Consider the following 25,923-nt stretch of genomic DNA (forward strand, 5'->3'; position numbering starts at 1 on the left):
ATCCCATGACAATAACAACAGGCTTACCGATGAGCCCCCCTGAAAAAATGAGCCTCAGCCCGCTGCGCAAGTTCGTTTCCCCTGAAATCATGTTCGGCGCAGGATGTCGGCACAACGTCGGCAACTACGCCAAGACCTTCGGCGCGCGCAAGGTGTTGGTGGTGACTGATCCCGGGGTCATCGCCGCCGGTTGGGTCGGCGATGTCGAAGCCAGCCTGCAAGCCCAGGGCATCGATTACTGCCTCTACAGCGACGTCTCGCCCAACCCACGGGTCGAGGAAGTGATGCTCGGTGCCGAGACGTACCGCGAGAACCATTGCGACGTCATCGTCGCGGTCGGTGGCGGCAGCCCCATGGACTGTGGCAAGGCGATCGGGATCGTGGTTGCCCATGGCCGCAGCATCCTTGAATTCGAAGGCGTGGATACGCTGCACGTGCCCAGCCCGCCGCTGATCCTGATTCCCACCACCGCCGGCACCTCGGCCGACGTCTCGCAGTTCGTCATCATTTCCAACCAGCAGGAACGCATGAAATTTTCCATCGTCAGCAAGGCGGCGGTGCCGGACGTGTCGCTGATCGACCCGGAAACCACCCTGAGCATGGACCCGTTCCTGTCCGCCTGTACCGGTATCGACGCCCTGGTGCACGCCATCGAGGCGTTCGTCTCCACGGGCCACGGGCCGCTGACCGATCCCCATGCCCTGGAGGCAATGCGGCTGATCAACAACAACCTGGTGCAGATGATCGCCAACCCGGCGGACGTCGCCCTGCGGGAGAAGATCATGCTCGGCAGCATGCAGGCCGGGTTGGCATTTTCCAATGCGATCCTCGGCGCCGTGCATGCGATGTCCCACAGCTTGGGTGGCTTCCTCGATCTGCCCCATGGGTTGTGCAACGCAGTGTTGGTGGAACATGTGGTGGCGTTCAACTATACCTCGGCACCGGAGCGTTTCAAAGTGATTGCCGAGACCCTGGGCATCGATTGCCGGGGCCTCAACCATCGGCAGATCCGCACCCGGTTGGTGGAGCACCTGATCGCCCTCAAGCACACCATCGGCTTCCATGAAACCCTCGGACTGCATGGCGTCAGCACGTCGGACATTCCATTCTTGTCGCAACATGCGATGGACGATCCGTGCATCCTCACCAACCCTCGAGAGTCGAGCCAGCGGGATGTCGAGGTCGTCTATGGCGAAGCCCTCTGAGGAGCAGCAAAAAGCCCTGGCAGGCTTGCTGGGGCTGGGCAACCACTCGACACGCAAAAGCCACTACCCTGAACTGGCGGCGCGCCTCGATGAGCTGGAGCAGGCCCGACGGCACCTTCAACAGCTCAATGATCAACTGGAACAACGGGTGGCCGAACGCACCGATGCGTTGCTGGAGGCCAATCACAACCTGCAGCAGCAAATTGCCCAGCGCGAGCTGGTCGAGCAACAGCTGCGAGATGCCCGGGACGCCGCCCAGGCGGCCAACCGCAGCAAGGACAAATACCTGGCCGCCGCCAGCCATGACCTGCTGCAACCACTCAACGCCGCGCGCTTGCTGATTGCGACGTTGCGCGAGCGGCAACTGCCCGCCCCGGAACACGTACTGGTGGAGCGGACCCACCAGGCGCTCGAAGGCGCCGAGGATTTGCTCACTGACCTGCTGGACATCTCCCGCCTGGATCAAGCTGCTGTCAGGCCGGACCTGGCGCCTTATCGAGTGGATGAGCTACTCGCGCCGCTGGTGTCCGAGTTCCAATCGGTGGCCGGTGCCGCGGGCCTGGAATTGCGCGTGCGGTTTGCCGATGACGCGGTACTGACGGATCTGCGATTGATCACTCGCATCCTGCGCAACCTGCTCAGCAACGCCTGCCGATACACCGACCAGGGCGGCATCCTGCTGGCGGCTCGGCGTCGGGGAGGGCGGTTGCGTCTGGAAGTCTGGGACACGGGGCGAGGCATTGCCGCCGATTGCCTGGAGTCGATCTTCCTGGAGTTCAACCAACTGGACGTCGGTCGTGCGGCGGATCGCAAGGGCGTGGGCCTGGGACTGGCGATCGTCGAACGCATTGCCCATATCCTCGGTTATCGGGTGCAGGTGCGTTCGCGGCCGGGACGCGGCTCGGTGTTCAGCATCGACGTGCCGCTGTCGGCCGAGCGGCCGCTGCCCATGTCCCAGGTCCCGGTCCAGCCAGTGGCGGGCAATCCGCTGCCGGGTCGAAGGCTGTTGGTCATCGATAACGAAGTGAGCATTCTGCAAAGCATGGCGGCGCTGCTGGAACAGTGGGGTTGTGAAGTGCTGACCGCCACCGATCAAGCCGCTGCCCTCGACGTTCTGCGGGGCCGTGCCCCGGAACTGATCCTGGCGGATTTCCACCTTGATCATGGTGTGGTCGGCTGCGAGGTGGTCAGGCATCTGCGCGAGCATTTCCAGCGGGCGATTCCCGCCGTGATCATCACTGCCGACCGCAGCGACCAATGCCGCCGCACCTTGCGCAAACTGAACGCGCCGCTGCTGAACAAACCGGTCAAGCCTGGAAAGTTGCGGGCGGTGTTGAGCCAGTTGCTCGCATAGGCCGCCGTACACAGAGCCCCGTGGCCGCTGGGTCAACGGAAATGATGGGGCTGACAAGCCGCTTTGGCGAGCAGGCTCGCTCCCACAAGAACGAGGCATTTGCAGGTATTCGTGTTATGTTATCCGCTTTCATTTGGCAGGTGTTCTCATCTGCCTTGTCCGGACCACGACCGCCCGAGTACCGCCATGAGTCTATCCCCAAGCGCGACAAGCCCAGCCGCTGTCATCGCGCCGACCCTTGCATCCACCACCGCAACAGCCGCCACACGCTTGCTCGCCATCGACGCCCTGAGGGGATTCGTCATGTTGTTGATGCTGGTGGACCATGTGCGCGAAACGTTTCTTCTGCATCGTCAGGTCACTGATCCGATCGATGCCCTGAGCGTGACCCCGGACCTGTTTTTCACCCGTTTGCTCAGCACGCTGTGCGCGCCCGTGTTCATCTTCCTTACCGGTTTGTCGGCATGGCTCTACAGCCAGAAACATACCGCCGGCCAGACCTCGGTGTTCCTGCTCAAGCGCGGTCTGTTCCTGGTGTTTCTGGAACTGACGTTCGTGTGTTTCGCGTGGAACGCCGAGTTTCCGCCAAAGACGCTGTGGTTGCAGGTGATCTGGTGCATCGGGATCTGCATGATCGTCCTGGCGGCGCTGCTGCATTTCAAGCGCAGCTGGCTGATTGTGCTTGGGGTCGCCATCGTCGCTGGGCACAACCTGCTGGACGGTATCGTGCTCGGGCCGGATTCACCGTTTTTCGTGCCGTGGTCGATTCTTCACCAGCGGGCGTTCATCGACATCACCGAGTTCACCCGGGCCCGCACCACCTATCCGGTGCTGCCATGGATCGGCGTGATCCTGCTGGGTTGGGGTATCGGGCCATGGTTCGCCAAGGACGTGGAGCCCGCCGTGCGCCTGCGGCGGTTGTTCATGGTCGGCCTTGGCTTATTGATCGCCTTCGCGTTGATCCGCTATGTCAATGTCTATGGTGATAAACCCTGGGTCCAGACCGGTGATGGGTTGCGCACATTCATGAGTTTCATGAGTGCGACGAAATATCCGCCGTCGTTGATGTTTCTCATGCCGACGCTGGGGCTGGGCTTGATCCTGCTGGCCCTGTTCGAAAAAGCCCAGGAGCGGGGGAGCATCGCGAAACTGGCGATCTACGGCGGCGCGCCGATGTTTTTCTACTTGCTGCACCTCTACGTGCTGAAGGCCATGTACCTGGTTGCGGTCGCCTTGTGGGGAACCAACCAGGGCGCGTATTTCGGCTTCGATCACTTGCCAATGGTCTGGTTGTGGAGCGTTATGCTGGCCGTCGTGCTGTTTTTTCCAACACGTTGGTTCGCCGCCTTGAAACAACGCCGTCGCGATATCTCGCTCCTCAAGTACCTCTGATTTGGCGAAACCGCGATATTTGCGGGACGCAACCGAGCCATTAAAACGCCGCCATTTGGTCGGCGTTTTTGCCTGGAATGTAAAAATACGCTTCGGTCTGTTTGGTTCATTCTGTAAACTCCCCCCGCTGCGACAATCGGGCACGGCCACGCCGGGCCCGATCCAGACCGTTTTGCAGTGTCCCTCACCCAGCTGAAGCCAAGACCTACAAGAAGTCAGCGCCGGAGAGACATAAATGTGAGGCCGATATGCTCGGCCCCTGTAGGTCCATCCTCCAGTCCACTCGATACCCGCCCGCCGGCCTTGCCGCAATGGGGTGTGGTTGATGCTTGAACGAAATCGGAGGACGGAATGGCGTTCCATCCTAGGGATACACACATGTTGAAGAAAACACACACGGCGCTATTGGGCCTGGCGATGGCGATGGGTCTTGCGACCACGCACGCCGCCGAGCCGAAAAAAGTGGATGTCTTGCTCATTGGTGGCGGCATCATGAGTTCGACCCTCGGCGTCTGGCTCAATGAGCTGGAGCCGGGCTGGACCATGGAAATGATCGAGCGCCTGGACGGTGTTGCCGAAGAAAGCTCCAACGGCTGGAACAACGCCGGTACCGGTCACTCCGCGCTGGCCGAGCTGAACTACACGCCGGAAGACAAGAACGGTAAGGTCGAGATCGTCAAGGCCATCGAGATCAACGAAGCGTTCCAGATCTCCCGTCAGTTCTGGTCCTGGCAGGTCAAGAACGGTGTGCTGAAGAACCCGCGCTCGTTCATCAACTCCACGCCGCACATGAGCTTCGTCTGGGGTGATGACAACATCGCGTTCCTGAAGAAGCGCTACGACGCGCTCCAGGCCAGCCCGCTGTTCGCCGGCATGCAGTACTCCGAGGATCCGGCGCAGATCAGCAAATGGGTTCCGCTGATGATGCAAGGGCGTGACCCGAGCCAGAAAGTCGCGGCCACCTGGAGTCCGCTGGGTACCGACGTGAACTTCGGCGAAATCACCCGTCAGTTCGCAGCTCACCTGCAATCCAAGCCGAACTTCTCCCTCAAGCTTTCCAGCGAAGTGGAAGACATCACCCGCAACGAAGACGGCACCTGGCGCGTTTCGTACAAGAACCTCAAAGACGGGACCGAAACCGAGACCGACGCCAAGTTCGTGTTCATCGGTGCCGGTGGCGGCGCGCTGCACCTGCTGCAGAAGGCTGACATTCCAGAAGCCCGTGAATACGCCGGTTTCCCGGTGGGTGGTTCGTTCCTTGTGACCGAAAACCCGACCATCGCTCAGCTGCACCTGGCCAAGGCCTACGGCAAGGCTTCGGTTGGCGCGCCGCCGATGTCGGTGCCGCACCTGGACACCCGCGTGCTTGATGGCAAGCGCGTGATCCTGTTTGGCCCGTTCGCGACGTTCTCCACCAAGTTCCTGAAGAACGGTTCGTACTTTGACCTGCTGACCAGCACCACGACCCACAACGTGTGGCCGATGACCAAGGTCGGTATCGAACAGTACCCGCTGGTGGAATACCTCGCCGGTCAGCTGATGCTGTCGGACGAAGACCGCTTCAATGCTCTGAAAGAGTATTTCCCGGACGCCAAGCAGGAAGACTGGCGCCTGTGGCAAGCCGGCCAGCGCGTGCAGATCATCAAGCGTGACGAAGAGAAGGGCGGCGTGCTGAAACTCGGCACTGAAGTCGTCGCTTCCCAGGATAGCAGCATCGCCGGCCTGCTGGGCGCCTCGCCAGGTGCCTCGACCGCTGCGCCGATCATGCTGACCGTGCTTGAAAAAGTCTTCAAGGACAAAGTCGCCACCCCGGCCTGGCAGGAAAAACTGCGCCAGATCGTACCGAGCTACGGCACCAAGCTGAACGAAAGCCCTGAGCGTGTTGCGCAGGAATGGGCCTACACCAGCGAAGTGCTGCAACTGGACCCGCCACCGGCTATCGGCAAGGCTGGCACCGTTGTAGCTCCGGCCCAGCCGGCTGCTGCTCGGCAATCCAATCCAGCGGCTGACATGGCGCTGTAAACCGGACGCTGTCTGGTCAGGTAAAAAAACGCCGCTCATTGAGCGGCGCTTTTTTATGTGCGTGCGCCAGGAATCAGAGGTGACGCTCGACCTTGGGCTCGTCCCGAAACCGCGTATCAAAATCCTCCGCCAACTGGGCCAACGTGATACTGCCCAGACGCTCAAGCAACAACGCCTGGGCCTCATCGAACGCATCCGTCAGCGCCGCATTCACCGCTTGTTCAACCAGGCATTGCGGATGATCAGTGGACAGGCCGATGGCGAAAATCGACGTGCTGCCCAACGCCTGATGAATGTCCAGCAGCGTCATCTCCGCCAACGGTTTAGCCAGGCTCCATCCACCGCGATGGCCTTTCTCCGAAGTGACGTAACCCCGTTCCTTGAGCAACGCCATGGTTCGGCGCACCACGACCGGGTTGGTACCCAGCATCTGGGCGAGGGTGTCGGAGGTCGCCGATTGCTGGTGGCGATCCATATGAATCAAGACGTGCAGCATGCGTGATAGGCGGGTGTCGTTTCTCATGGGCGGGTCCGAAGGTAAATCTGCGCGGAGTATCGCCTGTAATCGCAAAAGTTACGAGACCATTGACAGGCGCTTTTCAAGAAACATACGATGTTTCGAGAAAATCCCATGCCTTCGGAAAACGGAGATCGCCCCATGGAACACGACATCATCATCGCTGGCGGCAGCTACGCCGGCCTGTCCGCTGGCCTCCAATTGGCCCGCGCCCGTCAAAAGGTGCTGGTAATCGACGCCGACCAGCGTCGCAACCGGTTTGCAGCGACTTCCCATGGTTTCCTCGGACAGGACGGCCGCGCGCCGGGTGACATTGCCAGTGACGCCCGTGCCCAACTCATGGCTTACCCGACCGTGGAATGGCTGTCGGATAGCGCGATCCACGCCACCCGCGACGCGGACGGCTTCGTCGTCGAAACGGCCCGGGGACAACGCTACAGTGCCAAACGCCTGTTGCTCGCCACCGGCGTGATCGATGAGTTGCCCGATGTGCCAGGATTGAGGGAGCGTTGGGGAAAAAACGTTTTCCATTGCCCGTACTGTCATGGCTATGAATTGGAGCAAGGGCCGATTGGTGTGCTGGCGACGTCGCCGATGTCGCTGCACCATGCCTTGATGCTGCCCGACTGGGGCCCGACGACGTTTTTCACCAATGGTGTGTTCGAGCCTGACCGTGAGCAACAGGACAGCCTGGCGCAACGCGGTGTGACCTTGGTGCCGGAACGTGTCGAACGTATTGAAGGCGATCGGGCCAATGTGGTGTTGGCGGGCGGGCGAGTGATCGCCATTGAAGGCCTGTTTGTCTTGCCGCATACCCGCGTTGCCAGTTCCCTCGCCAGATCCCTGGGTTGCAACTTTGAAGAAGGCCCGCTCGGGGCGTTCATCCAGGCCGACCCGATGACCCGGGAAACCAGCATTCCCGGGGTGTTTGCTTGTGGCGACGCGGCGATGCCGTTCGGCTCGGTCGCGCTGGCCGTTGGTGATGGGGTGAGGGCGGGCTCCGGGGTGCATCGGTCGTTGATCTTCCAGACCCACCCTTGAAACTCAGACCTGTACCGCGCCGGTTGCCACGGCGAAAGCGAGCATCACCAGGCTGACGCCCCAGGCCCAGAAAAACGTATAGGCCATGTGCTTGCGCAGTTCGACGCCGGACAACGCAAGCGCCAGGTAGACGCTGGGCACCACCGGGCTGATGGAGAACCCGGTGTTCTCGCCGATCAACATGGCCCGGGCGACCGCTTCGAGGGGAACGCCGGCCGCGGCGGCCACGTCCCTGATCACCGGTAGCAGGGCGAAATAATAGGCGTCCGGCGAAAAAATCATGCCCAGGGGCACGCCGAAGAAGCCGACGATCACGTGCAGGTATTGGGCAGAACCCGCAGGCAGGATATCGATCAGCGCCAAGGCCATGCCGTCGGACATCTTCGCGCCGGAGAGCACGCCCAGCAGGACGGCGGCAGCCATCATCACCAGGACCATCTGCAGTGCATCGGATGCATGAGCCTTGAGGCGTTCGGCCTGGGCGTCCAGGGATGGGAAATTCAGCGGCAGGGCGATGCCCAGTCCCACCATGAAACACGCATACAAAGGGAAAATACCGGTGAACAGGCACACCAGAATGCCACCGGTCAGGGCCACGTTCAGCCAGTAGCGCGGCTCCCGGGGAGAAAGACTGAATTCGCGATCCTGGGTTTGCAGACCATCTACATCACACGTTGCGGCCGCCCCCAGCGACATCGGTTGGCGACGCTGCGCGCGCATACCCAATATCGTCGCCACCCCAAGCATGCACACCAGGCCCACCATCTGCACCGGCAGCAAGCCCAGCCACAGCTCGGTGGCGTCCAGGCCCGACACCGCGGCGGCGCGGGCGGTCGTGCCGCCCCAAGGCACCATATTGATGACGCCCGCCGTGGTGCCCACCAGACACAGCAACATCGCCGGGCTCATGTTCAAGCGTTTGTACAACGGCAGTAGCGCCGGGATGGTCAGTAGGAACGTGGCGGCGCCCACGCCATCCAGGTGCACCACCGACGTCACCAATACGGTCACCAACGCCACAGCCAGGGGTTTGCCGCCCGTGCTGCGGATCAGCAGGTTGACCAGAGGATCGAACAACCCCCGGTCACGCATGATGCCAAAGAACAGGATGGCAAACAGGAAGAGCGCGGCAGTCGGCGCAACCGTGATCAGGCCCGCCTTGATGAATTCGCCGATCTGCCCGAGGTTGAACCCCGCGAGCAGACAAACGATCACGGGGAGGGTGGTGAACGCCACCACCGGGCTGATCCTGCGCAGCAATATCAGTCCGATGATGGCAAGCATCATCAAAAAACCCAGGGTTGTAATCATGTTGCAGCCTCTCTTTTTATTCTTGTCGGATGGTTCGGGCGGGCGAAGGATCGATCAGTCTCCCGGGCCTGGCAGGTGCAGGGCCAACAGCAGATAGCTCAAGCTCTTGCCGTGGCGGTCCAGGCCGCAACTGCGGTTCACGCCGCCCTCCAGGGCGTCTTCAAGGACAAAATTCAGTGCATTGAGGTTCGGCAGTTCATAGCGATGCACCATGGAAGGCCGCCGCGTGGCGAATTGCTCGGCCACCCGTTCGCAGGTCAGCTCCCGCAGCAACCAGGCGTAGTGGGCCGCGTCATGGGGAAACACCGCGATGCTGAGAATGTTGCCTTTGTCGCCGGCACGGGCGTGGGCAAAATCGGCGAGCGTGACGAGGTTCATCAGTACCACTCCAGGGTTGTATGGATTTCACCGCACGGCAGCAGGAAACTGCGAGTGGTGACGGCCTCGACGAGGTGTCGCCGAACGCCACCGCCGCCGGCTGGCCCGTTGGTGTAGAGCGATTCCACCTCGGCCAACAGCACTTCGAGCAACGACCGGTCGGTGTGGGTCAGGCCGATGCGCACGCGCACATCTTCGAGGGCTGGTGCCTGGGCGAGTTGCTTTTGCAGATAGCGACCGCCCTGGTCGTTGAACAGGCTGGCGACGCCGGAAAGATCGATCCAGGGCTGTACGCCTGGCGCCAACCGGTCGAAACGCTCTAGCAGGATTTCTCGCGCCAATGCCGCACGCGCCACGGCGCCGGGGCCGGCATAGGATATTTCCGCCTCGCCGAACCAGAGGCCACGCACGCCCGCCAATCCTTTGAGCGTGTCAGGACGCGGATGGCCGAGCAGGCCGCTGATCTCCACACGGTCGTCGCCCAGGTCCTGCACGCGTGCTTCGCCCAGATCCAGTACAACATCCGGCGTCAGGTAGCGGCGAGGGTCGTGGACTTCGTAAAGAAGCTGCTCCTTCACGGTCTGCTCGCTGACCCGGCCGCCGCTGTGGCGGGTCTTGCCCAGGATCAAGCGGCCGTCCTCGTGGATTTCGGCGATCGGACAACCGAGATTGACCGGGTCTGGAATGTCTTTCATCCCGGGATGCGCAAAATAACCGCCGGTGACCTGGGTGCAGCACTCCAACAGATGGCCGGCCGCCGTGGCGACGGCGATTTTCTGCCAATCGTCGGCGCTCCAACCCAACCCATGACGGATCGCGCCTACCGCCAGCGAAGGGTCGGCGACACGGCCACAAAGAACGATGCCGGCACCGTCGGTCAACGCCTGGACGATACCGTCGGCGCCGGTGTAGACGTTCACGGAGACAGGCTGTTGAGTATCGGACGACAGCCATCGCTCATAGCGCGGCGGTGTTTCTTCAAGCAGGTCGTCGCCGAGCACGCAGGCAATTTTCAGCCCAGGGAAACGACCGGCCAATGCACCGCGCAGTCGCTGGGCGGCCGCCCTCGGGTTGGCGGCGCCGCCGTTGGTGATGATCGGGATCCCGGCTTCGATGCAAAGGTCCAGCATGGGCTCGAGAAAATCGAACAACCGGGCGGAATAACCGGCCTGTGGATCGAGGCGCTTGCGCAGTTGCGCTTCGGCCAGGGTCCGCTCCGCCAGCAGCTCAAGCATGATGTACCGCTGGCCGCTGCGTTGTGCCAGGTCCTGGGCCAGTCGCAGGGCCGCGTCTGGCCGGTCATTGGCGAAACCGGCGCCACACCCGACGAGAATTGTTTTTGTCATGTCCGTTTTCCACTGAAGGGTGGCCCTATAGTGGAGAGGCTGGATTGTTCTGTGAATTTTAAAGGTAGAATCAATTGATCCAATAATTTTATGAGCGGGCCATGAACGTATCCTTCCGCCAACTGCGTGCGTTTATCCTGATCGCTGAAACGTCCAGCTTTACCCGCACCGCCGAACAGCTGCACCTGTCCCAGCCGGCGCTGAGCTACAGCATCCGCAAACTCGAAGAAAGCATGGGCCTGCAATTGCTCGCGCGAAACACCCGCAGCGTCGAGCTGACCCCGGCCGGCGAGCATTTCCTGCCCCAGGCCCGGCGCATGCTTCGGGACATGGACGATGCCGTGCGCGACGCCCGCGACACCCTCAGCTTGAGCCGGGGCACGCTCAGGCTCGCAGCGTTGCCGACCGCTGCCGCGTCGTTCCTGCCGGTGGTCATCGCTTCTTTCCAGCGTGAGCATCCGGGCGTGAACGTGCATCTGCTGGATGGCCGAGCGGGGGAAATCATGGGCTGGGTGCAGCGTGGCGAGGTGGATGCCGGCATCAGTTCACTGCCGGACGACCTGTCTGGCTTGAGCTTCGAGCGCCTGTTGGATGACAACCTTGTGCTGCTGAGCCACAAGGATCATCAACGCGATTGGACGCAGCAGCCTTATATCGCCCTGACGCCGGACACCAGCATCCGGCCGTTGGCTGACGCTGCGTTGCGTTACCTGAATGTCGATCCGTTGCCCGCCTGGGAAGTGGCGCATATGAGCACCGCCACGGCCTTGGTGCGGGAAGGGCTGGGATTTTCGCTGTTGCCGGCCAGTTGCACGGCGGTATTCAACATCGGCGAGCAATGCGCCGTCACCGCCATCGATCAACCGGCAAAACGTTCGATTGGCCTGCTGCAGCGCAAGCCAGTAGCCCCGTCACCGTCGTTGAGCCAGTTCATGGGGCATGTGCGGCAGGTATTGCGGCTGCAATGAGGGCCGATGCGCGGCCTTCGCGAGCAGGCTCGCTTCCACACGGGAAAACCGCAATCCATGTGGGAGCGAGCCTGCTCGCGAAGGCGCAAGGTCGATCAATACAATTACTGAGTGCCAAACATCGCCGTCCAATAGATCCCCGCATCGCTCTTCGGGTCCACCGCATACCCGGCGCCCAGTTCGCGATATTGCGGATTCATCAGGTTGGCGCAGTGCCCCGGACTTGCCAGCCAGCCGTCCACTACCTTCAGCGCGGTGTCCTGGCCGGCGGCGATGTTTTCGCCGATGGCCTGGCCCAGGTAACCCGCCAATTCAGCGCGATCGCCCGGCATGCGTCCGTCACGGTCCTTGTGATCGAAGAAATTGTTGTTCGCCATGGCCCGGGTGTGATTGACAGCGGCCAGGGCCAGCGTGGCGTTCCAGGCCAGCGGCGTCGTGGCGCTGAACGCATCGGTGCCGCAGCGGCGTGGCTGTGCGCGGGCGCTGTTGATCAGTTTGAGCAATTTCTGCCCTTCGGCTTGCCAATCACCCAGGCGCGCCGATAACAGCGGGCGGGCGAGCACGATGCGCCACTCACGGTCCAGGCGACTGACGCCGATATCGACAAATTGTGGGTCCAGCACAACTTGGCAGAAGCTTTCCTGTACAGCCTTCATTGCCGCTTGGGCGTCGCGCGGCCCGGACAGGCTGATGGCCTGCACGTTGACCATCGGATAGGCCGCCCGCGCCAACGCCTGTTGCAGATCGCCAATGCCATTGGCCGACAGGATCAACCGCGAATCCATCGCCAGCGGTGGCAATTCCAGGGACGCCTGGCCCGCGCAGCTTTGGGACTGGCTGCGGTAGAGGTTGATGGACTCGACCAGTTGCGTCTCCTCGGTGGCTGCGGCGCTGGTGGCAAACGCCAGTCCCAGCGACAGCGCGGCAAGACGCATGACGGAAAAAATGGCACGCATGTAAATCTCCCTTGAGCGGACGGCGCCTATGATGCGCAATTTTTGCCCCGCTGGGGCAACGGTATTCACGCTCTCTTCAAATCCCTTTCAACGGCACCGTTTGGTACCGTTTGGGACGATCCTCAAGTAGTCGGATCAATTTTCAGGCGATTAGGTCCATTTTCGTCGTCTCAAGGCCATAAAACTTCCAGCGCGTCAGCTCATCCAGTTGCCTCCGTCGACGTTATAGGTCTGTGCCACCACGTATTCGCTTTCCGCCGACGCCAGGAAAATCGCCATGCCGACCAGGTCCTGGGCCGTGCCCATCCGGCCATACGGGACCTGTTGCCCGACCAGCCGCTTCTTTTCTCCCAACGGCAGGTTCTCATGGCGCGCGAACAGCGCGTCGACGCCGTCCCAATGGTCGCCGTCCACCACGCCAGGGGCGATGGCGTTGACGTTGATCCGGTGCTTGATCAAGTCCAGCCCGGCGGACTGGGTCAGGCTGATTACGGCAGCCTTGGAGGCACAATAGACCGCCACCAGGGCCTCGCCGCGCCGGCCGGCCTGGCTTGCCATGTTGATAATCTTGCCGCCGTGGCCCTGGCTGATCATCTGCCGAGCGGCGGCCTGCAAGGTGAACAAGGTGCCGGCGACATTGATGGAAAACAGCCGTTCGTAGCTCTGGCGCGTGATTTCGACGACGGGCGCGAGGTCGAACAGGGCCGCGTTGTTGATCAGGATATCCAGCTTGCCCGCACGGGCCACGACTGCGTCGATGGCGCCATCGATTGACGCCTGGTCAGTCACGTCCATCTTGACCGCAAAGGCGCTGTCGCCCAGTTCAGTGGCGGTGGCTTTGGCACGCTTGAGGTCGATATCGGCAATCGCCACCGTCGCGCCTTCGTTGATATAGGCCTGGGCAAACGTGCGTCCGATGCCGCGGGCGGCGCCGGTCACCAGGGCGCTTTTTCCTTCCAGTCGTTTCATGGGGAAGTCCTGTCATTGTTAGGGGCAGACCGATTACAGCAGCGCGGGCGGAAGCCGACAAACGCCAGTGGGGCTGAAAGCTGATACTTTTTTAACGCGATCGACTACCCCAGCGCCCGTGTTAAAAAAGTATCGGTACGCGGTCGCGACGAGGCTGGCGAGGCCCTAGGCACTCGGCGTAAGGTGCCCGCAATAACGAGAAAGAGGCGCGACATGCCTGACCACCGAACGCTGCTGTACGATCACCGGCCTGCCGAGCTGGAAGTCATCCTGACCGAGCCCGAGCACAGTTTTCGCTGGTACGAGCACGACTATCCCTATCCGCTGGCACGCTGGAACCATCATCCGGAGTTTGAAATCCACCTGATCCGCCAGGGCAGCGGCAGATTGCTGGTCGGTGACTACATGGGCCCTTTCGGGCCAGGCCATGTGGCGATGATCGGGCCGGATTTGCCTCACGACTGGATCGGCGATGTCGCACCCGGGGAGCAGTTGGTCGGGCGCGACGTGGTGTTGCAGTTCGACGGTGCCACGCTGTTGTCGTTGCGCCGGACCTTACCTGAACTGGGGGATCTGCAGCGATTGTTCGAGCGGGCCAGACGTGGCCTGGCCTTTAGCGGCGGCACTGCGCGCCGTGCCGCGCAACTGCTCGAAGCGATCGGCCCGGCCAGGGGGCTGGCGCGACTGGCGCTGTTTCTCGAACTGCTCGACACCCTTGGCCATGCCGGCGACGGCGAGGCCTCATGCCTGGCCAGTCCTTGCTATGCGCCGGTCCTTGACGCGCGCAGCTCGGAGCGCATCCAAAAAGCGTTCGAATACCTGCAAGCCGAACTCACAGGCGACCTGAGAGTGTCAGAGATCGCCCAGCAACTGGGCATGAGCGAGCCCGGGTTCTCTCGGTTCTTCAAGCGCATCACCGGGCACGGGTTCATCGACCTGACGCGCAAGCTCCGGGTCCAGCGCGCCTGTCGGTTGCTGTCGCAGAGCGAAATGGCGGTGACCGATATCTGTTTTGAAGTCGGTTACAACAACCTGTCCAACTTCAATCGGCACTTTCGCGTCGAGATGAACCAGACGCCCAGCGAGTATCGGCACAGCCTCGAGGCAGGCTCGCCACATCCCGTCATGCAATCGCATTCGACAGACCGCACCTGAATCTGCGTTCATGGCCGGTGTCGAAAATCATGAGCCGGCAATCAAGCCGGTTCGCCTATAGACAGTGCTCCGGTCATGCAAGAAAACACCTACGACCTGCTGGAAGTCGCCAACGGCAAGCCCATCAAGCTCTGGACCCAGAGCGTCCCGGTGGAGCCCGAGGCCCGACAGCAATTGATGAACACCGCGAAGATGCCGTTTATCTTCAAGCACTTGGCGGTGATGCCCGATGTCCACCTCGGCAAGGGCTCGACCATAGGCAGCGTGATCCCGACCGTGGGGGCAATCATTCCCGCTGCGGTGGGGGTGGACATCGGTTGCGGCATGATTGCGGCCCGTACTTCACTGGATGCCGCCGATCTGCCCGACAACCTCCACGCCCTGCGTAGCGCCATTGAAAAAGCCGTGCCCCATGGCCGCAGCCTCAGCCATGGCGGGCGCGACAAAGGCGCCTGGAGCAACGTCCCACGGCACGCGGACCAGGCGTGGTCCGCGCTGGCCGCGCGGTTCAAGGCGATTACCGACAAATACCCGAAGCTGGCCCGCACCAACAATCGCCAGCACCTCGGGACCCTGGGCAGCGGTAATCATTTCATCGAGGTGTGCCTGGATGAGGCCAATCGGGTCTGGCTCATGTTGCACAGTGGCTCCCGGGGCGTGGGCAACGCCATCGGCAACCTGTTCATCCAGCTGGCCCAGGCCGATATGCGCCAACACCTCGCCAATCTGCCGGATCGAGACCTGGCCTATTTTGAAGAAGGCAGCCGGCATTTCGATGACTACGTCGAAGCGGTGGGCTGGGCTCAGGATTTCGCCCGGCAGAACCGGGCGTTGATGATGGACGCCGTGATACAGGCCACGCGACAGGTGATCAGCAAACCGTTCGAAGTGGCTTTGGAAGCGGTGAACTGCCATCACAACTATGTGCAGAGGGAGCGACACTTCGGACGCGAGGTGCTGGTGACCCGCAAAGGCGCGGTATCGGCGCAAAAAGGCGAACTGGGCATCATTCCCGGCTCGATGGGCGCCAAAAGTTTCATCGTCCGGGGCCTGGGCAACGAGCAATCGTTCTGTTCGTGCAGCCACGGGGCCGGTCGGGTCATGAGCCGCACCGAAGCGAAAAAGCGTTTCACCGTCGACGACCAAGTGCGCGCCACCGCCCATGTGGAGTGCCGCAAGGACGTCGCCGTGATAGATGAAATCCCCATGGCTTACAAAGACATAGAAAAGGTAATGCATGCACAACGTGAACTCGTCGAAGTGCTGCATACACTGCGTCAAGTGGTGTGCGTCAAGGGTTAGCGGAGCTCGTCATGTTGAGGATCGTTGAACAGTCGACCAGTGATGCGTTGCGCCAGCGGATGGAGAAAGCCGGTTGCGCGTTTGATTTCCTGGTCTTCGCGCCCGAGGCGGTTGATACCGTCGACCAAGCGCTGCATGGCCAGGCGGTAGACCGGCTGTTCCAGTACATCAAGGCTCAATGGCTCGAACAGCACCGTCAGTTGGTCGTGGATCCGTCCGTTGCCGACGTCCCGCCTCCAAACATGAACTGGGACTTGGCCAAAGCCCGGCCCAGAGCGCTAGGGCGCGATGAGATCCTTCAACTGGTGCGTGTTGAAAAGACCGGGCGAAACCCGGAATCCTTCGCTTTGTACGACGCGTTCTGCGAGCCACCCTATGGCACTCGCTTCGTTGACGACACGCCCCAGGCGCTGTTCAAGGAATGGCTTGACCTGTTGGGGCTTGCACCGGATGCCCGCGTGGTGGTGGTGGACTGGGTCGATAATTTCAACTTCAACGGGTTGGCCAGCGACGAGCCCGACCCGGCCCGGGACCCCTGGAGTGATTATTTCGACGATGGCATGGAATGGTGGGGCGTTTGGTGCCTGAGTATCTGGAACCCCGAGCGTTGCACGCTGGGGGTGCTGGCGGCGAGCACGACGGATTGAGGCCCAGGAGAGACACGTCCCGATAGTCGAGCCTATACAAAACCCGTGGCGAGGGAGCTTGCTCCCACTCGGCTACATAGCAGCCACAAAACGGCGAGTGAGCTTTACCTTGATTCCATTAAGGGGCTTGCTTCGCAGGCCATCGGCAGCAAGCTCCCTCGCCACGGGTTTTGCGGCAGTTCAGTTTTGGTCAAGTGATCCATCAAGTCTTCACTGATTTGCCCAATGGATCCGTTGAACCAGCTAAAACCGATACGCCGCCGGCACCTGCGCCTCGATGAATCGCTGCATGTGTTCCAGAAAGCACGCCTGCAATTTCGACAAGGGTCCCTGAATCGGCAGCAACATGCTGAAGTCCATTTCAATCGCCGGCTCGAAGGCGCGGAAGACGATGCCGTTGCCCCGGTATTCGACCGCGCTGATGGCGTCCACCAACGCAACGCCCAGGCCTTGCTCGACGAACGTGCACATGGGCTGGGAAAGCTGCGTCTCCAGGCGCAATTCACGTTCCACGCCGTGTGCGGCGAAGATCGCGTCGATGTGCTGGCGAGAACCAATGGACTGCGGATAGGAGATGAACCGCTCACCGTGCAGGTCTTGCGGCACGATCATCCGGCGATCCGTCAGACGATGGCCAGCGGGAAGGGCGCAGAGCATCCGTGTCGCCAGCAGTTTTTCAGCGCGGGGACTCGGGTAGGTGTTGGGCAGGACGATCAAGCCCAGGTCGCAACGCTGGCCCACCACCAGGTCCACGACTTCCCGCGAGGATTGCACCACCAGGGAAACCTGCACCTGGTCATGCTCGGCCATGAACGCGGCGATGGCCCGTGGCAGGAACGACAAGCCCATGGCCGGCGCGCAGGCGATGTGCAGCGATCCGCGCTTGAGGTTGCGGATGTCCTGTGCGGTCCGCGCGATGCGTTCCACGCCCAGCAGCGACCGCTGCACCTCCTGATAAAGCGTCATGGCTTCGGCGGTGGGTTGCAGCCGCCCCTTGATCCGGTCGAACAGGCTGAAGCCGATGTCTTCTTCCAGGCTGGCGATCAGCCGGGTCGCGGCGGGCTGGGAAATGTGCAGCATCTCGGCGGCGCGGGTCACCGTCTGCCCCAGGATCACCGCGCGAAAGGCTTCGAGCTGACGAAGGTTCATGGGCTTACCTATCCATAACAAAAAGACATGAACTGGACAAAATAAAGCATTTTTCACGAGCGCGGCAGCGCCCTAGCATCTTGTCCATCAAAGCATGTGTCCGAAATAAAGGCCTGTGCCCCCTGCGAGAAGCACCTCCACGGTAAAGAGCTGCCATGCAAAAAACTGATGTCATCATCGTCGGCGGTGGGTTGGTAGGTATGTCCATCGCTTATGGCCTGGCCCTGCTCGGACGCCAGGTGAGTGTGCTCGACGAGGGCGACGATGCCATACGCGCCGCCCGGGGCAACTTCGGTTTGCTCTGGGTCCAGGGCAAGGGTTTTGGGATGAGTCCTTATGCGCAATGGACCCGTGAGTCCGTGGCGCTGTGGCCACGCTTCGCCGCTGCGTTGCAGGCCGATACCGGCATCGATATCCACCTGCGCCAGCAGGGCGGTTTCCAACTGTGCCTGAGCGACGCGGAAATGGCCGAGGAGGCCGCGCGCCTTGGCTGGCTGCGCGAAGCCCTTGACGGCGATTACCCCTACGAACTGCTGGCACCGGCACAACTGCGCAGCCGTCTGCCCGGCATCGGGCCAGACGTGGTGGGCGGTTGCTTCTCGCCCATGGACGGTCATGTGAATCCGTTGAAACTGTTGCGTTCGCTCTACGCCGCATGCCAGGCCCGGGGCGTAACGTTGATCAATGGTCATCACGTCGATGCAATCGAACCCGATGCCAGTGGTTTTCGGCTACGTGCCGGCGACCAGCACTGGTCGGCCCGGCAGGTTGTCCTGGCCGCTGGCCTGGGCAATCGGAGCTTGGGTGAAATGGTTGGTCTGGATGTGCCCGTGCAACCGAACCGAGGGCAGATCCTGGTGACCGAGCGCCTCAAGCCCTTTCTCGATTACCCCACCACTTACGTGCGTCAGACCGACGAGGGCACCGTGCAATTGGGCGATTCCCATGAATCGGCAGGTTTCGACGATGGCACCGGTAGCCAAGTCATGGCTGCTATCGCGAGGCGCGCGGTGCAGTGTTTCCCGCTGTTGGGTGACGTGCGGCTGGTGCGTGCCTGGGGCGCGTTGCGGGTGATGAGCGCGGACGGGTTCCCCATCTACGAAATGTACCAGGGCTGCCCCGGGCTGTCGGTCGTCAGTTGCCACAGTGGTGTGACGTTGGCCGCCGCTCATGCCCTGCGCCTGGCCCCGTGGATTGCCGGTGAATTCGATGACCCGGCCGTGAAGCCATTCGGCTTGCACCGCTTTAGCTCATCCGTGGAGGTACGCCATGCTGGCTGACAGCCTTTTCAGACCTTTGGCCGCTGCGCAGCACAATGTGTTGATCGAATTCGAAGGCCAACCGTTGAGCGTGCCGGGGAATGTCTCGCTGGCGGCCGCCTTGCTCGCCAGCGGCGTCCGCCATACCCGCGAAAGCGCCATCAACGGCAGGCCCGGGGCGCCGTATTGCATGATGGGCGTGTGCTTCGAATGCCTGGTGCAGGTGGATGACCAGGCCAACGTCCAATCCTGCCTGGTGGCCGTGCGCGCCGGCATGCGCGTGCGCCGTCAATGTGGCGCCGCCAGCCTGGTAACGGGCCGGGAGCAAAGCGATGAGTAACGTCGCGATCGATCTGGTCATCATCGGCGCCGGACCTGCCGGCATGAGCGCGGCGCTCGAAGCCCGGTCCCGTGGATTGTCAGTGGTGGTACTGGACGAACAGGCCAGCCCCGGCGGGCAGATCTATCGCCAGGTCCTTCACGCCGATGCCTGCAGCCGCGCGGTCCTGGGTGAGGATTACCGCGTGGGCGCTGGATTGGCGGCGGAATTCATGCAGTGTGGAGCCCGCTATTTGCCCAACGCGGCAATCTGGCAAGTCACACCGCAGCGCGCGGTTCATTACCTGATCGACGGCCGTGCGCGAGTCTTGCAGGGGCGCCATCTGCTGATTGCCACCGGCGCCCTCGAACGGCCGATGCCGATTCCCGGCTGGACCTTGCCCGGGGTGATGACCGCCGGCGCGGGGCAGATCTTGCTCAAGAGCGCGGCGATGGTTCCGGCCGGGCCCGTGGTCCTGGCAGGTTGTGGTCCGCTGTTGTACCTGCTGGCAGTGCAGTACCTGCGGGCCGGGATCGTCATCGACGCGCTGGTCGATACCAGCCATCGGCGCGATCTCATCAAGGCCTGGCGTGAGATACCCGGGGCGCTCCGTGGTTGGCGTGACTTGCTCAAGGGGGCGGGGTTACTGGCTGAATTGAAGCGTGCCGGTATCCGCCATTTTCGCGGTGCCGCTCATTTGCGCATCGAGGGCGAGGATCGTGCCAGGGCGTTGAGTTTCGACAGTGGCGGGCGGCATCACCAGGTAGGTGCCGAGCTGATTTTGTTGCACCAGGGCGTGGTCCCTCATACGCAGGTCAGCCGGTCGCTGCGCCTGGAACATGACTGGAGCGAGTCGCAGCTGTGCTGGGTCCCGCGCCGCAATGGCTTTGGCGAAACCAGTGCTCCTGGCATCTTCATTGCCGGTGACGGCGGTGGCATCGGCGGCGCCCAGGTGGCGCGACTCGAAGGGCGGTTGGCGGCGCTGGCCGTGGCCGGATGTCAGGAGCCCGCGCGTCGCGTCCAGAAGGCATTACGCCGCGCCCGTGCGGCGCGGCCATTGATCGATGCCCTTTATCGCCCATCGACGCAGAGCTGCGTTCCCGCCGATGACGTCACGGTGTGCCGCTGCGAAGAAGTCAGCGCCGGTGATATCCGCCGTCATGTCGACCTCGGCTGCCTGGGGCCCAACCAGACCAAGGCCTTCGGCCGCTGCGGCATGGGCCCGTGCCAGGGCCGCCAGTGTGGCTTGACTGTCACGCAGATCATCGCCGCCCATCGCCGGGTTTCACCCGCCGAGGTCGGCGACTACCGCATCCGTGCGCCCCTCAAACCCATCACGCTGGCCCAACTGGCCGGCGAAAGCCACTCATTGGAGCAACTGTCATGACCATCCAACGTATCGAAAGCAACCCGCGCCTGAGCCGTAGCGTCGTGCACAACGGCGTGGCCTGGCTCAGCGGCATCGTCGCCGCCGATTGTAGCCAGGACATCGAGGGCCAGACCCGCCAGGTGCTGCAACGGGTCGATGAACTGCTCGCCGCGTCGGGTAGCGATAAACGTCGGCTGCTCAGCGTGCAAATCTGGATGAAAGACATGGGGCGCGATTTCGCCGCGATGAATGCGCTGTGGAGTGATTGGGTCGAGGCCGCGCATACCCCGGCGCGGGCCACCGCACAGGTGGCGTTCGATGACCCGCAGATCCTGCTGGAACTGATCGTCACCGCGGCGGTGTAGCACCGCCGGACCGCTGTGCTGCCGTCCCCGGGCAAGACGACCACCAGAGCCGTCGCCCGCGCTTGTTCACGTTGCTGCTGCCATAACGGACGGCTTCCCCCCGGAGCGTCCGAAATCAATAACATCGCATCCGGAGCTAATGAATGAACATCAAACGCATTGCACTTAACCTGGGCATCGTCTCGTTGCTGGCGTTCGGCGCCAACCTGCAGGCCGCGCAGACTTCGTTGCGCATCGGCATCGAAGCGGCCTATCCACCGTTCGCCTCTAAAACCCCGGACAACGCCATCGTGGGTTTCGACTACGATATCGGCCAGGCCTTGTGCGCCGAGATGAAGGTCCGTTGTGAATGGAAAGAGCAGGAGTTCGATGGCTTGATCCCGGCGCTCAAAGTGAAGAAAGTCGACGCGGTGATTTCCTCCATGTCGATCACGCCGGAGCGGATGAAATCGGTCGACTTTACCGACCGTTACTACCGAATCCCGGCTCGCCTGGTGTTTCGCAAGGGCAGCGGCATCAACGCGATTCCCGCGCAGCTCAAGGGCAAGCGAATCGGCGTGCAACGGGCGACCAACTTCGATCGCTACGTCACCGACAAGCTTGCCCCGGCCGGCGCCGAAGTCATCCGCTACGGTTCGCAGAACGAGATCTTCCTCGACCTGCTGGGCGGCCGTCTGGACGCGACGATGGCCAGTTCGGTCGTCATCGACGAAAGCTTGCTCAAGCGGCCGGAAGGCAAGGATTTTGAATTTGTCGGACCCAATTTCGTCGAAGAACAATACTTCGGCACGGGCATCGGTATCGCGGTGCGCAAAAACGATCCGCTGGCGAGCCGCTTCAACCGGGCCCTGGCAACCATTCGCGCCAATGGCACGTACGATCGGATTCGCCAAAAATATTTCGATTTCGATATCTACGGTGAATAATCAGCGCATTGCCCACGGCCTGTAGGCGCTGGCCGGCAGGCCTCATGTTCCATAACTCGGGGTGATTCATGAAAACCAAAGCGGTACTCACGGAACAGGACGTTGCACAACTACTGGTGGCGGCCAAGGAGCTTGCTCACCAGCGCCAATGGGCGGTGTCGGTGTGTGTGGTGGACGATGGCGGGCATCCCCTCGGGCTGCTGCGCCTGGACGGCGCGTCGCCCTTGTCGACCTACATCGCCACCGAAAAAGCCCGCACCGCCGCCATGGGACGGCGTGACAGCAAGGCCTTCGAGGACATGATCAACGGCGGCCGCCTGGCCTTCTTGAGCGCGCCGCACTTGCAGGGCATGCTCGAGGGCGGCGTGACGATCCGCCATGACGGCCAATGCATCGGCGCCATCGGAGTTTCCGGTGTGAAGGCCGAGGAAGATGCGGAGCTGGCGCGGTTGGCGGTGGAGACGGTGCTGCCGGTAATCACGCCCGATGCGTGATGCTATTTCCCCTCGGTCTGCACAAATCTTCCAGACAGAGGCCCGAGCAGCCGTTAATCTGCCGGAGCACATCGACTAGACGGAAAGAAACATGACAGCGCGCAACTGGATCGATCTCAAGCAGGACGCCACGTCCGGCATCGAGACCGTGCGCGCGCATTTCGAGGGGCATGCCTACGATCCGCATTGGCACGACGCCTACCTGGTGGGCGTGACGGAGCAGGGCGTGCAGCAGTTCCATTGTCGCCGACAACAACACACCAGCACGCCGGGCAAAGTGTTCCTGCTCGAGCCCGGCGAACTGCATGACGGTAACGCCCCTCACGAACACGGTTTCACCTACCGCACGTTGTATCTCGAACCGCAATGGCTGGAGCGCGAACTGCGCTCGCTGTTCGAAGAAGCGCCGGACAACGCCCGCCTGGGCTTCGCCGCAACCCTCAACGACGACGCACAACTGGCGCGCGCCACCGCCACGGCTTTCCAGAGCTTGCATGAACAGGACATCTTGATCGTGCGCCAAACCGCCCTCGACATGCTGCTGTCCAACCTCACCCAACACCTGCACTGGCGCGCGCGGATCAATCCCGACCCGCGCTTGCCGCTGGTGGCGCAGCAGGCCCGCGACTACCTGCATAGTCATTTGAGCGAGGACATCGGCCTCGACGACCTCGCGCGGGCCACCGGTGTGGATCGCTTTCGCCTGAGCCGCGCGTTCAAAACCGCTTTCGGCCTGGCGCCCCATGCTTACCTGATCCAGCTGCGCCTGGCTCGGGCGCGACGTCTGCTGGCTCGTGGCGAAAGCGCCGTGGCGGTGGCTGCGATGCTCGGTTTTGCCGACCAGAGCCACCTCGGCCGTTGGTTCCAGCGTGCCTATCGCATGAGCCCGGCGGACTATCGCAAGCGAGCACTCCGGAACCAATGAACCGGTTCATTCGCTTTGTTGCGGTACAAGGGCGCTCCAACGGGCGAGCGCCATGGCGCTTTCATTGTGGTTGCGATCAAGTGCTGTCACGGCATACATCATCCCCTCGGAACTCGACGGTGACGTATCCACCCAACACTGTTGTGTTCCCGCCCTACGCACCGTAGCGATCAGATTTTCAGGATTGTCGATCATGACTGACTGATTGCACGCGAATCTGTAAATCGCGTAGTACACGGTCCCCTCGTCATTTCCATCCACCCATCGAAGTTCAACCCCTTGCGACGCCGTGCGGCATTCCGGCTCTATGGGTGGGGCGGGGGGCTTTGTGCCTTTCCACGGCATGGAAGGAACGAGCGCCAGGGTTGGCCATATACTTTGCTTGATCACACCTGTCGCGGGCAGCACCGCCGGGGCATGGAAGAATGACGCTCGAAAAAGAACACTTCCGTGAACGCCCTCCGATGTGAGGTTCCACAGGAGTTGGTTACCGATTTCAGTCGTGCCATTTTCCACGAGCCACTGTGGTTCCGCACTGCTGGCGACTCCTACTTTATAGAGTGCCATGCCGATATATAGATGCACACTTTTGCCGCGAACGACACTTGCCCACCAGTTCGAAATAATGTCGTACTGCACTATTCTGCGCGTCAGCGGCCAATACACTTGAGGCGCGATATAGTCGAGCAGTTCATCCAATACCCACTGTCTCGTATCAGCGAACTGCTTATCGTAGGTGGGACTGCCGGCCGTGGTATCCGACCCCTCTATATCGTCTCTTTGGTTGCGCCATACTCCTGCGGGACTGACACCGAACTTGACATGTGATTTCGAGGCTCGTATTCGCCTGGAAAGCAGGGCTATCATCTCGGTGATGTTATTTCGGCGCCAATCGCCCTTGTCTTGAAAGGCATTACCATACTTCGCAAAAGTGTCCGCATCATCAAGTGGCGAGTCTGGCGTTTCGTAATAGAAATAATCATCGAGATGAACGCCATCGAGGTCGTAGTTGTCGACCACTTCCATGATGCCTTGAATAACCCAATCCCTTGCCTCTGGAACCCCTGGGTCCAGCACGAATCGCTGCGCGGCGATGCGGACCCAGTCATGATTCGACGAGTAAACACTGACGGGCGAGGCGGGGGGCACGTTACTCAACGCGTCGACAGTGCTTTGTCTTGTATTCATGGAGACTCTGTATGGGTTGAACCATGCGTGCAGCTCCAAGTTGCGCAGGTGTGCCTGCTCGATGGCGAACTGCAATGGATCGTAACCGGGATCCTGGCCCAAAGTGCCAGTAAGATAGGCCGACCAAGGCAGTACTTGCGAACGGTAGAAGGCATCGCAAGCCGGTTTGACCTGAAAGAACACCGCATTGAGCCGCAGCTTGACTGCCTCGTCCAGCAGGTTTTTGAGTTCGTTCTTTTGTTGGTTGATGCGTGCCTGAGGATCAACAAGCGAGAGGGAGTTTTTTGACGGCCAGTCGAGATTGATTACTGTCGAGATCCACGTGCCTCGAAGATGGCGCTTGATGTTAGTCAAAGTATTACTCCCCGCAGAAAATATGATGTGTGCGGACAGGAATATAAATGAAGTAGTCAGGGTTGGTTGTTCAGCGTGCTGTCAATTTTGCGGCGAGATATTGCATGATCAAAGTGTGTAACTTGGCATTGCCATATGCGTCCGGTAACAGGGTTCTCGAGTAGCTTCAAGGGTCGGTTTTTACAGTAATGCACTGAGCCCGGTGGACTAGCGCAAGCGCTGCTCAATTGTTCCAGACTCAATACGGCGGCATCGGGATGATCAGCTCTACGATCACCAATGAGAAGTCGCTCCATGGACCAATTACTGCCGTTTGCCTTGTTTGCCTTCGTCGCCTCCATCACGCCGGGCCCGACCAATATCCTCGTACTGAGCCACAGCTCACGCTACGGCCTGGCGACCACTTGGCCGATAATCCTCGGCGCTTGCGCAGCCGCCGCCATGTTGGTGCTATTGGTGGGCACCGGGCTGGGGGACGTGCTGGCCCGGCATGGCACGGTTCAAACGGCGCTGTCATGGGCCGGCATCGCCTGGCTCAGCTGGATGGCTTGGCAGATCTACAGCGCACCGGCTGAAGCCATCGACCCGGACCGACCTGTGGACGGGCCCCGACTCGGCCTGGCGGGCGCCGCCGGGTTGCAGCTGGTGAATCCCAAGACCTGGATGATGGCGTTGGCGGTGGTCAGCGTGTTCGCCGGGTCCGAGTCCGACCGTACGGCGCGGGTGCTGTGGCTGTCCCTCGCATTCTTCGCGATTTCGATCCCCTGCATGACTGCCTGGGCCTGCTTGGGGCGTGGCGCGGCGAGGTTTTGCCGTTCCGCCGTTGCGATGGGCCGCTTCAATCGGGCCATGGCGGTGTTGCTGCTGGTCTCGGCGTGGTTGACGTTGGTTGTCTAGTCGAGAGCCGCTTAGATGGCGGCCTGACGCGAAGGGGCAACGGGTTCGCTGCACGCACCCAGGCGCCGGGTGCGATTAGCCGCGAGCCTGTGCCCCAGTCTCGCAACCCCTTGCA

25 protein-coding genes are annotated in these 25,923 nt (G+C 61.6%); 17 read left to right on the top strand and 8 right to left on the bottom strand.

The window, feature by feature from the left end:
* The first annotated feature begins 47 nt into the window (after window positions 1-47).
* The 4 genes from ercA to mqo all read left to right on the top strand — a co-directional run bounded on the left by ercA (window position 48) and on the right by mqo (window position 5,973).
* Window positions 48-1,205 carry an alcohol dehydrogenase-like regulatory protein ErcA gene (gene ercA, locus J3P90_RS12855; RefSeq protein WP_420764037.1) on the top strand — a complete coding sequence of 386 codons (1,158 nt, stop codon included), beginning with the start codon at window positions 48-50 and terminating at the stop codon, window positions 1,203-1,205.
* A complete protein-coding gene (locus J3P90_RS12860) occupies window positions 1,189-2,559 on the top strand; it encodes an ATP-binding response regulator (protein ID WP_434676514.1) in 1,371 nt (456 codons plus the stop codon). Before ercA ends, J3P90_RS12860 begins: the two co-directional genes overlap by 17 nt.
* A gap of 186 nt (window positions 2,560-2,745) precedes the next feature.
* Window positions 2,746-3,951 carry a DUF1624 domain-containing protein gene (locus tag J3P90_RS12865; RefSeq protein WP_434558872.1) on the top strand — a complete coding sequence of 402 codons (1,206 nt, stop codon included), beginning with the start codon at window positions 2,746-2,748 and terminating at the stop codon, window positions 3,949-3,951.
* A 378-nt stretch (window positions 3,952-4,329) separates the two neighbouring features.
* A complete protein-coding gene (gene mqo / locus J3P90_RS12870) occupies window positions 4,330-5,973 on the top strand; it encodes a malate dehydrogenase (quinone) (protein ID WP_434605775.1) in 1,644 nt (547 codons plus the stop codon).
* A gap of 73 nt (window positions 5,974-6,046) precedes the next feature.
* Here mqo and J3P90_RS12875 read toward each other — a convergent pair whose 3' ends face one another.
* A complete protein-coding gene (locus J3P90_RS12875; protein WP_434605773.1) occupies window positions 6,047-6,496 on the bottom strand; it encodes an Rrf2 family transcriptional regulator in 450 nt (149 codons plus the stop codon).
* A gap of 135 nt (window positions 6,497-6,631) precedes the next feature.
* Between J3P90_RS12875 and J3P90_RS12880 the strand changes: the two genes are divergently transcribed.
* Complete coding sequence (locus J3P90_RS12880) at window positions 6,632-7,531, top strand: NAD(P)/FAD-dependent oxidoreductase (RefSeq protein WP_434676515.1); 900 nt, start codon at window positions 6,632-6,634, stop codon at window positions 7,529-7,531.
* Between the two features lie 3 nt (window positions 7,532-7,534).
* On the opposite strand, the gene J3P90_RS12885 is transcribed toward J3P90_RS12880, so the two are convergent.
* From J3P90_RS12885 to J3P90_RS12895, 3 genes are read right to left on the bottom strand one after another with little or no spacing between them, the layout of a single operon-like run.
* On the bottom strand, window positions 7,535-8,842 hold the full coding sequence (locus J3P90_RS12885; RefSeq protein ID WP_434647449.1) for a CitMHS family transporter: 1,308 nt from the start codon (window positions 8,840-8,842) through the stop codon (window positions 7,535-7,537).
* 54 nt (window positions 8,843-8,896) lie between these two features.
* The gene (locus tag J3P90_RS12890) at window positions 8,897-9,220 is read right to left on the bottom strand and encodes an AtuA-related protein (protein ID WP_420763902.1); all 324 of its coding nucleotides are present in this window, start codon (window positions 9,218-9,220) and stop codon (window positions 8,897-8,899) included.
* On the bottom strand, window positions 9,220-10,566 hold the full coding sequence (locus J3P90_RS12895; protein WP_434676516.1) for an acyclic terpene utilization AtuA family protein: 1,347 nt from the start codon (window positions 10,564-10,566) through the stop codon (window positions 9,220-9,222). The genes J3P90_RS12890 and J3P90_RS12895 overlap by 1 nt, the downstream gene beginning before the upstream one ends.
* Window positions 10,567-10,667: 101 nt before the next feature.
* Between J3P90_RS12895 and J3P90_RS12900 the strand changes: the two genes are divergently transcribed.
* On the top strand, window positions 10,668-11,534 hold the full coding sequence (locus tag J3P90_RS12900; RefSeq protein ID WP_434676517.1) for a LysR family transcriptional regulator: 867 nt from the start codon (window positions 10,668-10,670) through the stop codon (window positions 11,532-11,534).
* Window positions 11,535-11,638: 104 nt separating this feature from the next.
* On the opposite strand, the gene J3P90_RS12905 is transcribed toward J3P90_RS12900, so the two are convergent.
* Window positions 11,639-12,490: a CAP domain-containing protein gene (locus J3P90_RS12905; RefSeq protein ID WP_420763905.1), complete on the bottom strand. Its 852-nt coding sequence runs from the start codon at window positions 12,488-12,490 to the stop codon at window positions 11,639-11,641.
* A gap of 195 nt (window positions 12,491-12,685) precedes the next feature.
* A complete protein-coding gene (locus tag J3P90_RS12910; protein ID WP_434676518.1) occupies window positions 12,686-13,459 on the bottom strand; it encodes an L-iditol 2-dehydrogenase in 774 nt (257 codons plus the stop codon).
* Between the two features lie 213 nt (window positions 13,460-13,672).
* Here J3P90_RS12910 and J3P90_RS12915 point away from each other — a divergent pair, with 213 nt between their 5' ends.
* The 3 genes from J3P90_RS12915 to J3P90_RS12925 all read left to right on the top strand — a co-directional run bounded on the left by J3P90_RS12915 (window position 13,673) and on the right by J3P90_RS12925 (window position 16,563).
* Window positions 13,673-14,614 (top strand): AraC family transcriptional regulator, encoded by a 942-nt coding sequence (locus tag J3P90_RS12915; RefSeq protein ID WP_434676519.1) that lies wholly within the window; start codon window positions 13,673-13,675, stop codon window positions 14,612-14,614.
* Window positions 14,615-14,689: 75 nt separating this feature from the next.
* Window positions 14,690-15,916 (top strand): RtcB family protein, encoded by a 1,227-nt coding sequence (locus J3P90_RS12920; RefSeq protein ID WP_434605758.1) that lies wholly within the window; start codon window positions 14,690-14,692, stop codon window positions 15,914-15,916.
* An 11-nt stretch (window positions 15,917-15,927) separates the two neighbouring features.
* Window positions 15,928-16,563, top strand: a complete 636-nt coding sequence (locus J3P90_RS12925; protein WP_434676520.1) for a hypothetical protein — start codon at window positions 15,928-15,930, stop codon at window positions 16,561-16,563.
* 243 nt (window positions 16,564-16,806) lie between these two features.
* Here J3P90_RS12925 and J3P90_RS12930 read toward each other — a convergent pair whose 3' ends face one another.
* Entirely contained in the window at window positions 16,807-17,712 is a 906-nt protein-coding gene (locus J3P90_RS12930) for a LysR substrate-binding domain-containing protein (RefSeq protein WP_420763910.1), read from the bottom strand.
* 155 nt (window positions 17,713-17,867) lie between these two features.
* Here J3P90_RS12930 and J3P90_RS12935 point away from each other — a divergent pair, with 155 nt between their 5' ends.
* From J3P90_RS12935 to J3P90_RS12965, 7 genes are all read left to right on the top strand, one after another.
* The gene (locus J3P90_RS12935; protein ID WP_420763911.1) at window positions 17,868-18,992 is read left to right on the top strand and encodes an NAD(P)/FAD-dependent oxidoreductase; all 1,125 of its coding nucleotides are present in this window, start codon (window positions 17,868-17,870) and stop codon (window positions 18,990-18,992) included.
* Complete coding sequence (locus tag J3P90_RS12940) at window positions 18,982-19,311, top strand: (2Fe-2S)-binding protein (protein WP_420763912.1); 330 nt, start codon at window positions 18,982-18,984, stop codon at window positions 19,309-19,311. The genes J3P90_RS12935 and J3P90_RS12940 overlap by 11 nt, the downstream gene beginning before the upstream one ends.
* Window positions 19,304-20,677, top strand: a complete 1,374-nt coding sequence (locus J3P90_RS12945) for an FAD-dependent oxidoreductase (protein WP_434605752.1) — start codon at window positions 19,304-19,306, stop codon at window positions 20,675-20,677. Before J3P90_RS12940 ends, J3P90_RS12945 begins: the two co-directional genes overlap by 8 nt.
* The gene (locus J3P90_RS12950) at window positions 20,674-21,024 is read left to right on the top strand and encodes a RidA family protein (RefSeq protein ID WP_434605750.1); all 351 of its coding nucleotides are present in this window, start codon (window positions 20,674-20,676) and stop codon (window positions 21,022-21,024) included. Before J3P90_RS12945 ends, J3P90_RS12950 begins: the two co-directional genes overlap by 4 nt.
* A 143-nt stretch (window positions 21,025-21,167) precedes the next feature.
* The gene (locus J3P90_RS12955) at window positions 21,168-21,950 is read left to right on the top strand and encodes an ABC transporter substrate-binding protein (RefSeq protein WP_420763915.1); all 783 of its coding nucleotides are present in this window, start codon (window positions 21,168-21,170) and stop codon (window positions 21,948-21,950) included.
* A gap of 68 nt (window positions 21,951-22,018) precedes the next feature.
* Window positions 22,019-22,444 carry a GlcG/HbpS family heme-binding protein gene (locus tag J3P90_RS12960; protein ID WP_420763916.1) on the top strand — a complete coding sequence of 142 codons (426 nt, stop codon included), beginning with the start codon at window positions 22,019-22,021 and terminating at the stop codon, window positions 22,442-22,444.
* Window positions 22,445-22,535: 91 nt separating this feature from the next.
* Entirely contained in the window at window positions 22,536-23,369 is an 834-nt protein-coding gene (locus J3P90_RS12965; protein WP_420763917.1) for an AraC family transcriptional regulator, read from the top strand.
* A 6-nt stretch (window positions 23,370-23,375) separates the two neighbouring features.
* On the opposite strand, the gene J3P90_RS12970 is transcribed toward J3P90_RS12965, so the two are convergent.
* Window positions 23,376-24,911, bottom strand: a complete 1,536-nt coding sequence (locus J3P90_RS12970) for a family 10 glycosylhydrolase (protein ID WP_434676521.1) — start codon at window positions 24,909-24,911, stop codon at window positions 23,376-23,378.
* Window positions 24,912-25,205: 294 nt separating this feature from the next.
* Here J3P90_RS12970 and J3P90_RS12975 point away from each other — a divergent pair, with 294 nt between their 5' ends.
* Window positions 25,206-25,808, top strand: coding sequence for a LysE family translocator (locus J3P90_RS12975; protein WP_434676522.1), 603 nt, complete (start codon window positions 25,206-25,208; stop codon window positions 25,806-25,808).
* The last annotated feature ends 115 nt before the right edge of the window (window positions 25,809-25,923 follow it).

The sequence above is a fragment of the Pseudomonas sp. D3-10 genome (assembly GCF_051132175.1).
Lineage (GTDB): Bacteria > Pseudomonadota > Gammaproteobacteria > Pseudomonadales > Pseudomonadaceae > Aquipseudomonas.